Origin of the sequence: Geminocystis herdmanii PCC 6308, from assembly GCF_000332235.1 — a bacterium.
GTDB classification, from domain to species: domain Bacteria; phylum Cyanobacteriota; class Cyanobacteriia; order Cyanobacteriales; family Cyanobacteriaceae; genus Geminocystis; species Geminocystis herdmanii.
The window spans coordinates 937,563-951,859 of record NZ_CM001775.1 but is presented as its reverse complement, the minus strand read 5'-3'; the positions used below and the strand labels follow the sequence as shown (position 1 = coordinate 951,859).

16 protein-coding genes are annotated in these 14,297 nt (G+C 34.5%); 6 read left to right on the top strand and 10 right to left on the bottom strand.

The annotated features are described in order from the left end of the window. Window positions 1-11: 11 nt before the first annotated feature. The 3 genes from SYN6308_RS04740 to SYN6308_RS04730 form a co-directional block, all read right to left on the bottom strand. A complete protein-coding gene (locus SYN6308_RS04740) occupies window positions 12-605 on the bottom strand; it encodes a TerD family protein (protein ID WP_017293289.1) in 594 nt (197 codons plus the stop codon). An 81-nt stretch (window positions 606-686) separates the two neighbouring features. Beyond that, window positions 687-1,262: a TerD family protein gene (locus tag SYN6308_RS04735; RefSeq protein ID WP_017293288.1), complete on the bottom strand. Its 576-nt coding sequence runs from the start codon at window positions 1,260-1,262 to the stop codon at window positions 687-689. Window positions 1,263-1,416: 154 nt separating this feature from the next. Further along, on the bottom strand, window positions 1,417-2,301 hold the full coding sequence (locus SYN6308_RS04730) for an alpha/beta fold hydrolase (protein WP_017293287.1): 885 nt from the start codon (window positions 2,299-2,301) through the stop codon (window positions 1,417-1,419). Between the two features lie 389 nt (window positions 2,302-2,690). On the opposite strand from SYN6308_RS04730, the gene petP reads away from it, so the two are divergent. Then, entirely contained in the window at window positions 2,691-2,891 is a 201-nt protein-coding gene (gene petP, locus SYN6308_RS04725) for a cytochrome b6f subunit PetP (protein ID WP_017293286.1), read from the top strand. A gap of 73 nt (window positions 2,892-2,964) precedes the next feature. After that, window positions 2,965-4,065: a Get3/ArsA fold putative tail anchor-mediating ATPase NosAFP gene (locus SYN6308_RS04720; protein WP_017293285.1), complete on the top strand. Its 1,101-nt coding sequence runs from the start codon at window positions 2,965-2,967 to the stop codon at window positions 4,063-4,065. A gap of 143 nt (window positions 4,066-4,208) precedes the next feature. Here the strand turns inward: SYN6308_RS04720 and SYN6308_RS04715 are convergent, their stop codons facing one another. Further along, window positions 4,209-4,994 carry a DUF4388 domain-containing protein gene (locus SYN6308_RS04715; protein WP_017293284.1) on the bottom strand — a complete coding sequence of 262 codons (786 nt, stop codon included), beginning with the start codon at window positions 4,992-4,994 and terminating at the stop codon, window positions 4,209-4,211. Window positions 4,995-5,127: 133 nt separating this feature from the next. Here SYN6308_RS04715 and SYN6308_RS04710 point away from each other — a divergent pair, with 133 nt between their 5' ends. After that, window positions 5,128-5,721: a helix-turn-helix domain-containing protein gene (locus tag SYN6308_RS04710; protein WP_017293283.1), complete on the top strand. Its 594-nt coding sequence runs from the start codon at window positions 5,128-5,130 to the stop codon at window positions 5,719-5,721. Window positions 5,722-5,841: 120 nt separating this feature from the next. Here the strand turns inward: SYN6308_RS04710 and prfB are convergent. Both prfB and SYN6308_RS04700 read right to left on the bottom strand, forming a co-directional pair. After that, window positions 5,842-6,946, bottom strand: a protein-coding gene (gene prfB / locus SYN6308_RS04705; RefSeq protein ID WP_144051394.1) for a peptide chain release factor 2 whose coding sequence is annotated in 2 segments (ribosomal slippage) — window positions 5,842-6,873 and window positions 6,875-6,946 — 1,104 coding nt in all. Because the reading frame shifts where the segments join, the coding sequence is not laid out codon by codon here. A gap of 316 nt (window positions 6,947-7,262) precedes the next feature. Further along, window positions 7,263-7,838: an RNA recognition motif domain-containing protein gene (locus SYN6308_RS04700; RefSeq protein ID WP_017293281.1), complete on the bottom strand. Its 576-nt coding sequence runs from the start codon at window positions 7,836-7,838 to the stop codon at window positions 7,263-7,265. A gap of 510 nt (window positions 7,839-8,348) precedes the next feature. Here SYN6308_RS04700 and SYN6308_RS04695 point away from each other — a divergent pair. Together SYN6308_RS04695 and SYN6308_RS04690 are read left to right on the top strand one after the other, a co-directional pair. Further along, a complete protein-coding gene (locus SYN6308_RS04695; protein WP_017293280.1) occupies window positions 8,349-8,525 on the top strand; it encodes an NblA/ycf18 family protein in 177 nt (58 codons plus the stop codon). A 151-nt stretch (window positions 8,526-8,676) separates the two neighbouring features. Beyond that, window positions 8,677-8,991 carry a nucleotidyltransferase family protein gene (locus SYN6308_RS04690; protein WP_017293279.1) on the top strand — a complete coding sequence of 105 codons (315 nt, stop codon included), beginning with the start codon at window positions 8,677-8,679 and terminating at the stop codon, window positions 8,989-8,991. Window positions 8,992-9,229: 238 nt separating this feature from the next. On the opposite strand, the gene SYN6308_RS04685 is transcribed toward SYN6308_RS04690, so the two are convergent. The 4 genes from SYN6308_RS04685 to SYN6308_RS04670 form a co-directional block, all read right to left on the bottom strand. Further along, window positions 9,230-10,237, bottom strand: a complete 1,008-nt coding sequence (locus SYN6308_RS04685) for a sirohydrochlorin chelatase (RefSeq protein ID WP_026101927.1) — start codon at window positions 10,235-10,237, stop codon at window positions 9,230-9,232. Window positions 10,238-10,582: 345 nt separating this feature from the next. Next, on the bottom strand, window positions 10,583-11,425 hold the full coding sequence (locus tag SYN6308_RS04680) for an Rpn family recombination-promoting nuclease/putative transposase (RefSeq protein ID WP_017293277.1): 843 nt from the start codon (window positions 11,423-11,425) through the stop codon (window positions 10,583-10,585). 79 nt (window positions 11,426-11,504) lie between these two features. Beyond that, window positions 11,505-12,434 (bottom strand): peptide chain release factor N(5)-glutamine methyltransferase, encoded by a 930-nt coding sequence (prmC, locus tag SYN6308_RS04675; protein ID WP_026101926.1) that lies wholly within the window; start codon window positions 12,432-12,434, stop codon window positions 11,505-11,507. 1 nt (window position 12,435) lies between these two features. Next, window positions 12,436-12,891 (bottom strand): hypothetical protein, encoded by a 456-nt coding sequence (locus SYN6308_RS04670; RefSeq protein WP_017293275.1) that lies wholly within the window; start codon window positions 12,889-12,891, stop codon window positions 12,436-12,438. Window positions 12,892-13,499: 608 nt separating this feature from the next. On the opposite strand from SYN6308_RS04670, the gene SYN6308_RS21740 reads away from it, so the two are divergent. Then, complete coding sequence (locus SYN6308_RS21740; RefSeq protein ID WP_017293274.1) at window positions 13,500-14,276, top strand: pilus assembly FimT family protein; 777 nt, start codon at window positions 13,500-13,502, stop codon at window positions 14,274-14,276. Window positions 14,277-14,297 lie beyond the last annotated feature (21 nt).

The following is a 14,297-nucleotide window of genomic DNA, read 5'->3' as shown; positions in this document are numbered from 1 at the left end:
TGACGATATTGTTAACTATAAAGTTGAGCAATATCTCCTAAACTTTTAGCGATAAAACCATCACCTTTTGCCGTCATTTCCCAATCATCATCAACTCTGGTTAACTCTGCCATAACCATTCCTGTTTTTCCCTGATAACCATTAGCGGAAAGAGTATAACGAGCAATTTCTTGTTTATTTGTCATATTAACTAGACGCACAAAGGCATTTTGTACTTGTCCAAAATCTTGTTTTCTTTCAAAGGCATTATAAATATTAACGACAAAAATTAATTTGCAAATATTATTCGGAATTAAGGGTAAATTAACGATAATTTCTTCATCATCACCATCTCCAGAGCCTGTTAAATTATCCCCTAAATGATTAATTGCAGAAGAATAATGACGTAAGTTTCCAAAATAAACAATTTCACTATTAGATTTTAATTTTCCTTTGGCATCTAAACACAAAACCGAAGCATCTAAGTCAAAATCTGCTTGAAATAAACCTCCTAATAAGCCCCCTTTTTTTGCTACATCCCACCCTAAACCACACATTACTTGTTGCAATTTTGGAGCTTCTTTTTTCAGTGAAATTCGTTGTCCTTTTTGTAAATTAATACCCATAATATTTGATTTTTTAATTCTTTATCATTAATTTTTGATTACTAATTCCTAACTCCTAATTCTCAATTTTCCATTAATTTTTTATTGATAACGATTTACTAATGATTGTAATCCGCCTTGATAACCTGCACCCACGGCATTCATACGCCATTCGCCATCTTTGCGATAAATTTCAGCCATAATCAAAGCGGTTTCGATCGAAAAATCTTCTTCTAAGTCATAGCGCAAAACTTCTTCTTTCGTTTCCACATCAACTAAACGCACAAAGGCATTTTTTACCTGTCCAAAATTTTGTCCCCTTTTTTGGGCTTCATGGATAGTAACAGTAATAGCAATACGAGCTACTTCAGGAGGCACTTTTCGTAAGTCAACGATAATAACTTCATCATCCCCATCTCCGTCACCGGTTAAATTATCTCCCATGTGTTTAACGGATTTTTCGGCATCGGGGCTAGTAAGATTGTTATAGAAGATAAAATGTTCGTCAGAAATCAGTTTTTCATTAGAGTTCAAAAGAAAGATAGAAGCATCCAAATCAAAATCATATCCAGTGTCAGTAACATTGACATCCCAACCTAAACCGATAAAGGCGGCATTCAATCCGGGGGCGATTTTATCTAAGGAGACTCTTTGACCTTTTTGTAATGATATAGCCATGATTGTTTATCTTGAATAAAGTTTTCTATTTACTTATCAGTCTCACTTTTCTATTTTATGCACCAAATCCCAAATAATTTGTGAAGTTTTATTGACTATATTAATTTTTTTCTCTTTACTGAATTTCTAATTCCTAATTTCTCATTTCTAATTCCTAATTATTAATTGCCCATTGAGTAATTAAATCGTTCACTTGTTCGGGAACTTCGTCATGGGGACAATGACCTGCTTTGAGGTAAACTTCTGTTAGCTGGGGATAATATTGCTTGAATTTTTCTCCTCTTTCTTTCGATCGCATCCAAGGGTCAGCTTCCCCCCAAATATTAAGTAAAGGACACTGCATTTTCTGTAACAATTGATCCACTTTTTCCCCTTGAGGACTTTTGAACACAGAACCAAACACTTGTAAAGCTCCTTCATCACAGGAAGGGCGATAAATGTCTTCTACTAATTGATCGGTTATGGCACTAGAATCTAAATAGACTTTCTCAAGGGTTTTACGAATATTTTTCTTGTTACGCAGTCTTTGAAATAAAAAGTAAGTAATCCAATTTTGTCGGAATAACCAACCGCTCATTTTTTGCATCGTATTGGGTTTTTTGGTAACAGTATCGGAAAAAGGACCTGCACTATTAAGTAATATCACCCCTGCTACGTTATGATGATATTCGGCGGCGACACATAAACAAGCATAACCCCCCAATGAATTACCTGCTATCACCGTTGGTTGTTTAATTACTTCGGTGATGAAATCGTTTAATTGTTCTCGCCACAGATTACCCGTATATTCCCATGCAGGTTTGCTCGATCGACCAAATCCTAACATATCGATCGCCCAGACGGAGAAATTTTCTTGTAATTGATAAATATTTTTACGCCAATGATCTGTGGACGCACCAAAACCATGTACCAATAATAAGGTCGGTTTGTCACTGTTGCATGAACCTGCTTGTACATAATAGATATTTTGTTCGCGCCACTGCCAATAATTTCCCTCAACGGCAGGTACATCATGAATTGAATTAGTTGCGACTGTCATGGATTTAAAATTGCATTTTATTAAGTTATATTAACAATTATAACGATTTATCAACAGTTATTAGGTTTCAGGTTTAAAATCCTCAAACATTGATTTGTTAGTCAAAGGATTTACTTCAACATTTCGACGATTATGGTTCGATTACGCTCACCAACCACTCAAAACTATAATTAACAAGAAATCTAGCCATTTTTACTGATTTTAAAATCAATTATTATTAGAAATCATGATATTTTTTGTAGAATTTGGTGAATTCTTTAACCTAATACAGAATCCTTGACACCTGACACCTTTACACTACCGAAAATTTTATAGTTTACTCAGGTTAGAACATGGTCAGATTCCGATAAAATAAACAGTTGTTAATTAAATAAATATTAGAAATTGTTATGGAAGTAGGGCAAAAAGTAAAAATTTGTCGTCTTAAAGAAAAAGTCTCTGCTGAAGTTATTGAAAAAGCACAACAAGGACAACAAGGGGTTATCAAATCTTTTAAAATGACTGATGGTAGTGGAGTAGGTGTTTTTGTAGAATTTCCTGATGCTACTACTAATTGGTTTTTTGAAGATGAAGTGCAAGTAGTGCAATAATTAGGAATGAGGAATGAGGAATTAGGAATGAGGAATTAGCGGTTAGGTTGAAATTTATTTATTTACTGTTAATATGGCTTTTATTCTGACATTCTTAGGTAAGGGAGGCATTGGTTGTACCACTACAGCGATCGCATCTGCAAAAAAATATGCTAGTCTAGGCAAAAAGGTTTTATTGGTGATACAAGACTCTACTCCTTCCGTGTCTTTGTTGATGGGGAGTGAAATCACATCGACTATTACTGAAATCAGCTCGAATTTTGACGCTATTCAATTACAAAGTAGTCAATTATTAGAAAATAGTTGGGAGGAGTTAAAAAAATTAGAAGCTCAATATCTTCGATCGCCTATACTAAATAATATCTTTGCCCAAGAATTAGCTTTGTTACCGGGAATGGATGATGCTTTAACTTTAAATTATCTACGAGAACAAGATCAAACAGGTAAGTATGATGTTATCGTTTATGACGGTAAAACTAGCCTTAATACTTTAAGAATGTTTGGTATTCCTGAAACTCTCAGTTGGTATGTCAGACGGGTTAAAAATTTACTGGAAAATTCGGATATTGTGAAAGCCTTATCTCCTTTTGTGCAACCTGTCACCAGTGCGGTGTTAAATGTGTCATGGAATGCTGACAATTTTGCCCAACAACCCACTAATGAAGCTAATCAAATGTTAGAGCAAGGAAAAAATGCCGTTAATAATCCTAGTCGTGTGGCAAGTTTCTTGATTACTAATTCTACTCCAGATTCGATCGAAACTGCTAGATATTGGTGGGGAAGTGCGCAACAAATCGGTTTAACCGTTGGGGGTGTTTTACTCAATCAAAGAGAAATTACCCCCGAAATTGAACAGGCTTTCAATCTTTTAACCATTAATTCTATTCCTAACATAGAATCTAGCAATATTGACGAATTATCATCTGCTTTACCCGATTTTCAAAAACAAGCCTTAAAAGCGCCATCTCCTTTAAGTATTGATACCAATAAGCGAGAAATTAAGATATTTTTACCCGGATTTGATAAAAAACAAGTAAAATTAAGCCAATCTGGACCTGAAATCACTATTTCTGCGGGTGATCAACGTCGTAATATATTCTTACCAACTCCCTTAAAAGGGCAATCGGTGAAGGGTGCTAAATTTCAGGATGCCTATTTAATTGTCAGTTTGTAGGAAGGAAAAAGTGCTCAGTTTTGACGATTTTTATTCAAAAAGTCAACACTTTTGACCTTATTCTCGATACTATATTTATATTTTTTGTATCGTACAAAATCTCAAAACCTTGATGTTTCAGTATTTCTCCTATCTCCTATCTCCTATTTTTTGGGAATTTCGATGGGAATAGGAGAATCAGGTACGGAAATTAAATCGATTAAACCTAATTGAATGTAAGGCAACATTAACCTTGTCATCTGCATAATATCTTGATTTAACTGTAAACTCAAATCCCGTAAAGAGTTTTTGCCGTTAAACAGCTTCACCATAATTTGAAAGGTTTTTGGGGAAGTTTTTTGTTTTAGTTGATCTGGTTGTCGAACTAAAGGGCAATCATTCGGAAATCGATCGGCTAATTTTGCACCCTGCCAGTTTTGCCAATCTTCCCACGCTTCCACTATAACCTGATCTGCGTCAATAAACACCAATTGACTGGGTAAAGATTGAGATGTATTGAGTTGAAATACTATCTCCATGGCTTGGGTTACATCAAATAAAATTTCGACAATGGCACTGCGTATAATTTGGTTTAATTGTTGTCTAGTAACTATTTGTTGTTCTAACCAATAATTGAGTAATTCATATTCCCAACATTTTCCCAAACTATCTTTATTTAAAGCATTTTTGTCGATCGAGGGCAAGTAGGTTATTAAAGCTGGGGCAAATCTTGTCACATTTCTTACCCAACGTCTGACAGGATGTTTTCCTCCAGTAGCATAGATAATTCTTCCCAAATAAAGATAAAAAGTCCATTCTTCACCTTTAGATGAACCTAAGATCAATTCTCCCGTAAATTGTGGTTGTTTAAGGGTTTGAAATAGATTAGACTGTCTTGAACCGATAAATTCTTTAATAGGAACTTTGGGGGATTTGCTGGAGTCTGTCATTACTACAATTTAGATTCAACGATTAAGTATAATTGATCCTATGATAAACAGTTATGATGAAATAAAATTTATACTAGAATTAGTTTATCTTGATTTGAGCAAGTTCAATAACTATTTTAAGGAATAGAGATAAATGAGGGAAGTAAAGACAGTCTTACAAGGTTTGATGACACAAAACGACATCGGAAATTATCTTGAACTCAGTCGTAAAAGTAAAGTTTCTGAACTACAATTTTATCGTTTAGAGAATAATTTATTAGATCATCTTCCTTTGGGGGTGTTAAAAAAAATTGCCACCACTTTAAATATTCCTTTATCTTCATTAATTGAACAGTTAACTCACCAGATCGATCGAGCTTCCTTTAATGATAGCTTATCTGTAGAAAATGACACTTTAATTAAAGAATATCAACAAGAAACTATCTCTATTTTAGAGTCTTTATTATTACAGTTACCCACCGTTGTTTATGCCGTAAAAAATAACCCTGATTTACCTGCTAATCGTCTTTTGCCACTGCTTGAGCCGATTAATCAATTGTTGTCTTCTTGGGGGATAAGCTCGATCGAGCAGGTGGGTGATATAGTGGACTATAATCCTCAAGAACATGAATTAATGGATAACGATGATCACGAAAACATCACAAAAGTAGAAATTCGTTATGTCGGTTATCGTCAGCAAGATAAATTATTATACCGTGCCAAAGTAACACCCGTATTTAATGAGTAATGAGTAATACCTGAGTTCGACATAAAATTTTCGGGTTAAATAATATAATCTTCTGAAAATCAAACCTGTTACCTGTTACCTGCTACCTGATACCTGCCTCAGTTATTAATTATTAATTATTCATTGTTCATTATTCATTAAATAGGCTTCCACAAAATTATTTAATTCTCCGTCTAAGACATCATTAACCGCCGTTGTTTCTACATTGGTGCGTAAATCCTTAACCAGTTGATAGGGATGGAAAACATAGTTACGGATTTGAGTACCCCAACCCGCTTCCACTATATCCCCTCGAATTTCGGCAATTTCCTTCGCTCTTTGTTCTTCTGCTACTACTAATAGTTTCGCTTTAAGTCTAGCTAAGGCTTTTTCTTTATTCTGTAATTGTGATCGTTCCTGAGTACATTTTACAGCGATACCCGTAGGAAGATGAACAATTCTCACAGCAGTTTCCACCTTATTAACATTTTGCCCTCCTTTACCGCCCGATCGAGTGGTAGAAATATCTAAATCTTTGTCGGGGATGTCCAAACTAATAGCATCATCTCCCAAATTGGGCATAACATCAACTCCTGCAAAACTGGTTTGTCTCTTACCATTAGCATTATAGGGCGAAATTCTGACTAAACGATGAGTACCCTTTTCCCCTTTCAAATAACCAAAGGCATATTTCCCCTCAATTTCTAGGGTAGCGGACTTAATCCCTGCCTCGTCTCCCTCAGAAATTTCCGCTAGGGCAACATGATAATTTTGTTTTTCTGCCCAACGGGTGTACATTCTCAACAACATTTCCGCCCAATCCTGAGCATCCGTACCCCCAGCACCAGCATTAATCGTTAAAATAGCACCCTTTTGATCATAAGTACCATTAAGTAACTTCTGCAATTCCCACTTATCCAATTCTTTCGTTAAGGAGATAATGTTATTTTCTGCTTCGCTACATAACTCCTCATCGGTTTCTAATTCTAATAACTCAATAATTGCTTTAGTATCATCTACCCTAGTTTGCCATTGATAAAACTGCTCTAAGTTTGATTTAAGATCATTTAATTGCTGTAAAATTGCTTGGGCTCGATCGCCACTATCCCAGAAATCTGGTTGGGATGCCACTTGTTCTAAATCGGCAATTTGTGCCTTAATGTTGGGGATGTCAAAGATACTCCTGAGTTTTACTCAGGCGCTCACTGATACTGCTAATATCTCTTTTTAAATCTGATAATTCCATATTTACCATAACGATTTTTTCTTTTTTGAGGGGACAGAAAAATCCCCATTGACACTGATCAAAATTCAGTATTTTACCTAAAGCCTAAAACCTAACACCTAAAACCAACACACTTTAATTACCTGAGTGAACTATAAAATTATTGGTGAGAACTGACTTGGAAGACAGGCAGACAGGCAGACAGGGGGATTATATTTCTTGTGAATCAATAAAATTCTCTCAAAAATGTACAAATATTGAAAATTTTTCTTCCTGTCCACTTGTCCACTTGTCCACCTGTCTCGTCTTCACCATTTTTCTTCTGTCGAACTGAGGTTTAATTGGGAGTTTGAGTCGCAAACATTTCTTTTAACTGGCTTAACTGACTAGCCCAACGGGGATCGGGTTGAATCGATTCGGATACAGAAACAGGTCTGTCACCTTTTGGTTTTCGATCGCCACTTTTACGAGTTTTCTTCGTAGTAGCTTTTTTAGGTCCTTCACGGCGACTAGGTTTAACGGTGTTAGTTTCCTCCGCTGGAGTTACCACCGTTGCTTCAGTGTTAGATTCACTAGATTCTCCTTCTTTAGCTTCCGTGTCAGAACCATTTTCATCTTTTTCCCCTTTAGTACGAGGTAAGGCTTTTTCAATCAATAGGATAAAATCAGCACCATTTTCATCTTTAAAAGGTTCACCATTATAGACAAAAACTTGCTCGTTATATTTACTAATAAATAAATCGGCATCTTCATCGGTAGGTACTGTTACAAAGCCAAAACCACGACATTCGTTTTTTTTGCGCTCTTTGATTAACTTCGTTGTGAAAGAAGGCTCAAACTCACTGAACATTTTTTCAAAACCTTCTTTTTCTAATTCTGCTTTAGGTAACTTGACATAAAGACGTACAGACATTGAGTTTTCCTCCAAAATTATATGTAATAAATTTTTCTAAGATTTATAAAGTTACCACAGATTAACTCTTATATTCACAACAAATGAGCTAGTTAACTACTATGAGTTGAACTAACTCTACATCGCTGATGATTTAACGTTGTCTCAGTATCTTCTGAAGACTGGAATATCATTAACTGCTTTGCTATCAATTGGGTTGTAATAAAATTATTTTAATTGAATTGAGAATAATCTGAAGTTTTTTATATATAAGTTATCCTTAATCTCTTGATCCTATCATAGTTATATCTTTCTGTTAACCATTTTCCTCGATCGAAATCACTTTTTTTCTCAAGGTGTTATCATTTTGATAATGATATAGGTATTTATGCTTATTGTTCAAAATGAGCAGTTTAAGATAATGAGCTATGATAATCATTAAGGTAGTTATTTTTGCTAGGAAAGTTAACGGCTTATCCCAGATACAAGAATAACAGGTTTTAGCTCTAAAGTAAAGGAGAATCTAAGATTATGTCTAATTCTGTAGAACTGTCTCTCGAACAGCAATTTAGTTTACGTTCTTTTCAAACTCAAGTTAATAATATGAGTCGGGAACAAGCAAAAGAATTTTTGATAAAACTATATGAGGAGATGTTAGTTAGGGAAAATGTTTATAAAGATGTCCTCAAACATCAATGGGGATTGTAAATAATAAATAATAAATAATAATTAATGAGTAATAAGTAATGATTAATAAGGTAGGGTGGTGATTGTCCACCAAGCACTAACGAATTGAGGGATAGAAATAAAGGTAATTACTTCTTATCCTCATGTAGTTTTTTTTATTTAAGGGTTGATTATGATTACTGTAACAGAGAATGAATTAGATATTCTCAAGGAAAAAATCAAAAAAATAAAGTTAGAAATTGAAAAGGAATACCAGATAGATGAGTTAGGATTATTTGGGTCTTATGTTAGGGGTGAGCAAACAGAAGACAGTGATATAGATTTATTAGTTACTTTTAAACCAGAAGCTAAATTCGGTTTAATAAAATATTTGAAATTACAAAATTTACTAAGCGATAAACTAGAAAAACAAGTTGATTTAGTCATGAAAAAAGGATTAAAACCCTACATTGGGGAACAAATCTTGAAGGAGGTTATTTACCTATGAAAACGAGTGTAAAAGACTTTCTTAACGACATTTTGAACACCATAAATTCTATTAATCTGTTTATTGATAGTTTTACCTTCGACAGTTTCTGTGAAGATGAAAAAACTGTATCTTGACTAATAATTTTCCCCTCTCGGTTAGTCAGCGAAGTCGAACTATCATCATTTTTCTTCTGCTTCACTCAGTTTTTTGTTGGGTTTCGTTTCCTCAACCCAACCTACAAATTAATTGTCAGTAGTTATGGGGTTTGCCAGATGCGTTTATGGTAGTCGATCGGATCTATTAAGGGATCGCTGTTATCATGGTGATGATGATGGTGTCCGTTATGGTGATCATGATCGTGGTGGTGATGATGGTGATCATCGTTGGCTAGGGCGTTGAGGCGGAATTTACACATTTCACAGTTCATTTTTACTTCCCCTAAGTGGGTTTCTATTTCCCTTTCCCTAATCAACTCTAGTAATTCTGATTGAATGCCCATTTCGGGTAAACAAGTTATGTCGATGTCGGGATATTTCTGTTGATGTTCTTCGGAAATGGTATATATTTTTTTCATCAAAGCGCCCATGAAAAGGAAGTAAGGTAGAACAATGATTCTTTTCGGTTGATATAAAAGCGCACGGCGGAATCCTTCTTCTAGGCGAGGGTGGGTAATGCCAATAAAACAAGTTTCTACGGTATTATATCCGCTACCTTCCCATAAAATTCGGGCTAGTTTATAGACATCGCCGTTAGCATCGGGATCACTTGATCCCCTACCAATAAATAACAATACGGTTTCTGCTCTCGAAATATTATGGGGGTTGTTTTCTGGTCGATCGAGCTGTGCAAGACGATTCTGCCATAAATTGATGATACTGGGGGTAATGCCAAAGTGTCGCCCATAATGAAACTGTAGCTGAGGATATTTAAGACGAGTTCGATCGAGTTCATTTGTCACATCAAATTTATTATGACGGGCGGCAAATAACAATATTGGCAAAGCGGAAATATCGGTATAACCCTGATTAACACAATATTCGACTCCTTCCATGATGTTGGGTTCGGTTAATTCCAAAAAACAAGGTATTACGGGGCGCGATCGATCTAATTCTTGATAAGTGTGGACAAAATCCATAAACACTTGACGACCTTGCTCATCTCTTGTACCATGACCAATCATTAGTAACGGACGTTGGTAAGGTAAAGGTTTTAGTACAATACTATTGTATGCTGATGATATTTGGTTGAGAGAGAGAGTTTGCATTAAATTTTTAGATGAATAGAGGTGATAGATATATTTACTCAATTATATCGATCCCTTGAAATCTAAGTAATCCTAAATAGGGGGATAATGTGAAGAAAAATGGTAAATCAATTCTTACTGCCTTATTAGAATATACTTGTCAATATCACAACTTTATGGTATAAAGATATGCTTTCCTATTCCCAGTCTTCATCAATATCAAATTATTCCTGTGGTGAATATATATTAAAGTTCGATCGTGCAGTGCCACTTCGTGATCGAGGTATGAGTCAATTTCTCCAGAAAAAATAAAACATTTTTTTTAGTAAGGTTTTTAAACCTTATTATACAAATTTTTGGAGAAAACTAATGAGAATTAAGCCAAGAAATTAAATCTTGTGACGAAGAAAAATCTAATAACGCTTCCCCCAAATCTTCTAAGGTTTCTAATGATAAATTACGGATTTTTAACTCTAAATCAGGAGATACATTACCTAATTTTCGCTTCAGTAAACGAATAACTAAGCTAATTTCTTTCTCAATACCCTCTTGGATACCTTCTTGTTTAACATCCTGAAAATATCGAGTTTGTCTTAAATCATCTAAAGTAAACATGGATTCGATTTCCTCCCTTGTAAGTTGATTGAGTTTATAGACTAAAACTGTTTGTATCAATTCTAAGATTTTTCTTTGCTCATTGGCATTATCAATGGTTTGTTGACTTTTAGTCACCGCTTTTTGAGCTTTAGGAATTGCCTCGCTATCTTTTCCCACAATTAAGGAGACAATTTCTAATTCTATGGATGATGTTTCGGAGATTTCCAATTCATCTAAATAGAAGATTTTGATTTGCCCATTATCTAATAAACCTTGATATTGACGTGGTAATCCCAAATCTAGTTTTCGAGTGGAAAACAACGCCACACCCTGCCAATTGTTGTCAGGTTGATATTGCCCCAAATAAACAAAGATTTCTGTTAAAAAACGCCACCAAAAGTCTTCTTTTTCTTGAAATTGTACTTCGATAAAGTAAATTACTCGATCGACTTCTCCCTCTGGGGGTAAAAAAATACCGTCAAAGCGTCTTGCTAATTCTTTGATTTCCCGTGAGGAAAATTGATAACCTTCTATGGGTGGTTGCTTGAGTAATTCAAATAGAAGATTCGGAAAAATCAGAAATAGTTGGTAAAAGATGGTGTCTGTTCGCAAAACGATGTTAATGTAATTGATTTATTACCTAACATTTTAAGCTATTTTCATCCCCGTTTATCATTAAATGCGTTCTTGCTTAATCAGATTGTACGGTAGTGAAACGGCGCTGTGCGATCGAAATCCTCTCTAAATTAGCTAAATCTTTCTCAATTTCAATATTATAATATTGACCATTTTTGAGTAATAAATCCTTGACTATTTCTCCTTGTCCTGCCATAATTTCTAATAAAAAAAACCCATTGCTAATGAGATAATCAGAAGCATTATTAATTAATTCTCGAATATCATTTAGCCCATCTTCTCCACCATCTAAAGCAATTTTTGGTTCATGATTAACTACTTCTGGTTGTAATTCTAAAACCAATTTTGAGGGAATATAGGGAGGATTAGAAATGATACCGCTACAGCTATTTTTAAGCCCATGAATAGGGTTAAACCATGAGCCATGATAAAATTTAATTCTCTGAGAAAAACCTAATTTAAAGGCGTTTTCTTGGGCAATTTTTAGGGCTTTTTCACTCTTATCCACTGCGTAAATTGTGGCTTCGGGAAAAATATCCGCCAAGGCTATGGCGATCGCACCGCTACCTGTTCCCAAATCTAACCAATTTCCCGTTCTTAAATGGGGATATTCCCTAGTTAATTGTAAAGCTCGATCGATCAATAACTCCGTTTCAGGACGAGGAATCAACACATCTGGGGTAACTTTTAAAGTAAAATTGCGCCAGTGACACTCACCAATTAAATATTGAATTGGGCAACGTTTTTCTATCCTTAAAAGCCATAACTTTTGTAACTCTTCAAAGGATATTTTACTCTTTATTTGTTGATTATCGGAAAAACTATTTAACTTTAAATTCAGTTTATTTAAAGTAGTTAATTCTGTTAATAAATATTCCAATTCAAATAAGGGAATATCATTAATAATAGTTTCCTGTTTTGCCCTTTGATACCAGTCTAATAATGGTAAATGAGCAATAAAAAATGGATAATTTAACAAAGTCATACTAAATTTTATTTTCCCGATCATTAAAAGATTTTAGTTTTTCTTTTTCTAGGTGTAAATTTTGTTCTAACTCCTGTAATTCTTCCCGTCTCGTTTCAATTTCTAGGCGTATTCTCGTTAAATCTTGACTTTGAGATGTTAATTCCTGTCGCCATTTTTCGATACGGATTTGTTCTTCAGAAACATTGATATTTGTATTAATATTTCCTTCTACTAAATATTCCCTGACTATTTTTAATACCCAATCCTTCGCATCTCTACATCGAATAATTTGATCTCGATCGTCCAACTCGACCAATAATAATAATCCCTCAGAGAAAGTTTGGGCATCGTCTTGAAAAGAAATAAATTTTTCATGACAAAATGTCCATTGTAATTTACACTCCTCTACCGCCAGTAAATGTAACTCTAACTTCCCTGACATAATATTTTTAGTAACTTGAGCAAGATATAACATTATGATAAAAATTTTATGGATTTTAGCTTTTATTGGTGATATTTATGAACTTACCTCAGTTCGATAAAAGAATTCTTGAGGTTAATAAGTTTCAGGTGGCAGGTGGCAGGTTAACAATTTCTTTGTTTAGATCAATTAATTACTTAATTTAATTTGGATAAAATCAATTTTTGTTCAACTTTTTTACCTTATCTTTACCTGATACCTAACACCCTTTCCGATACCTTATCTTAACCGATGATTTTATGTCGAACTCAGGTGAACTTGTGTATCTGCCCCCTTGCTCCCCCAATTCTGGGGATAAGAACAAACAAAACAAATCTTCTGGAGTAGAAAGAAAACTACTCCCCCATGGTTGGGGGTTGGGGAGCTAATGGGTAAGTCCTAGTTTAATATTTTAAATCTACATAAAAAAATCAATTTATTTACAAGGTATTAATTAAAATACATTCAGTGTTTTTAAGGAAACAATATAATTTCTCTGTTTACTTTACATAAAATTTATAAATAAAATCCGTATTCGTACTGATATGGTTAATGATTTAACGGTTTATAATATACTAAATGTGATCAAAAAAATCCCTAGCAATTCGAGGAACAAAAGATATATGGTAAAAAAAACAAAAATTCTACTAAATATATCTAGGCTTTTAAAATATCAAAAAAATAAAGGTTATACTCTCATTGAAATCCTTGTTACCTTAGCCGTATTTGGTATTTTAACCGCCATCGCTGCTCCCACCATTCTACAACAAAGAGGAGAGTCCACCGCCGAAATAGACGGGAAAGATCAATTTCAAGGTATTTTACAAAAAGTTCGTAATGGAGCAATTGCTAGTACTTCTGCCATGAGAATTACACCAGACCCAGATCAACCAAATAATAAATTTTTGGTGGAAATCGCCCAAACCAGAGGCTGTAATTCAGTCACAAAATTATCAGAAGATGCAGTGAACACAGCAGACATAAAAGTTCTCTCCTCCGCAGGGTTTAATGTGGGAGACGTTATTACAGTAGGTGGTGCGGAATCTGATATTCTGGGAACTCCTGATGCGGTGACTCTTACATTAGGAGCGCCTATTAGTAAGCCAAAAGATGCTGTAGTGGAATTAGCTGATAACTGGTCAATAAATAGTCGTATCGGCGGAAATCGTGATGACGTAACTTTACCCGAAGATAAAAGAGATAAAAATAATATTAAACCTTTAGCTACCTTTACTGCTGATATACCAAATTGGACGATGTGTGTGAATGGTCGAGGTATCGTTTATATTTTAGACGCAAATAACACTCCAAAAAATTCTTTAACGTTAACTTTTAAAAATGTTAATTCTAAACAAGAAGAAACAATAACTATCAATCAAGGGGGGGCAATTAGTAATTAATTATTAGTAAATTATTTAAAG

Coding starts and splice junctions, on each gene's coding strand:
- prmC (WP_026101926.1), bottom strand. CDS start 12,434: ATGACTTTGTTAAATTATCCATTTTTTATTGCTCATTTACCATTATTA.
- SYN6308_RS04685 (WP_026101927.1), bottom strand. CDS start 10,237: ATGCAAACTCTCTCTCTCAACCAAATATCATCAGCATACAATAGTATT.
- SYN6308_RS04715 (WP_017293284.1), bottom strand. CDS start 4,994: ATGACAGACTCCAGCAAATCCCCCAAAGTTCCTATTAAAGAATTTATC.
- SYN6308_RS04690 (WP_017293279.1), top strand. CDS start 8,677: ATGATTACTGTAACAGAGAATGAATTAGATATTCTCAAGGAAAAAATC.
- SYN6308_RS04700 (WP_017293281.1), bottom strand. CDS start 7,838: ATGTCTGTACGTCTTTATGTCAAGTTACCTAAAGCAGAATTAGAAAAA.
- SYN6308_RS04695 (WP_017293280.1), top strand. CDS start 8,349: ATGTCTAATTCTGTAGAACTGTCTCTCGAACAGCAATTTAGTTTACGT.
- SYN6308_RS04720 (WP_017293285.1), top strand. CDS start 2,965: ATGGCTTTTATTCTGACATTCTTAGGTAAGGGAGGCATTGGTTGTACC.
- SYN6308_RS04730 (WP_017293287.1), bottom strand. CDS start 2,301: ATGACAGTCGCAACTAATTCAATTCATGATGTACCTGCCGTTGAGGGA.
- SYN6308_RS21740 (WP_017293274.1), top strand. CDS start 13,500: ATGGTAAAAAAAACAAAAATTCTACTAAATATATCTAGGCTTTTAAAA.
- SYN6308_RS04670 (WP_017293275.1), bottom strand. CDS start 12,891: ATGTTATATCTTGCTCAAGTTACTAAAAATATTATGTCAGGGAAGTTA.
- SYN6308_RS04740 (WP_017293289.1), bottom strand. CDS start 605: ATGGGTATTAATTTACAAAAAGGACAACGAATTTCACTGAAAAAAGAA.
- SYN6308_RS04710 (WP_017293283.1), top strand. CDS start 5,128: ATGAGGGAAGTAAAGACAGTCTTACAAGGTTTGATGACACAAAACGAC.
- SYN6308_RS04735 (WP_017293288.1), bottom strand. CDS start 1,262: ATGGCTATATCATTACAAAAAGGTCAAAGAGTCTCCTTAGATAAAATC.
- petP (WP_017293286.1), top strand. CDS start 2,691: ATGGAAGTAGGGCAAAAAGTAAAAATTTGTCGTCTTAAAGAAAAAGTC.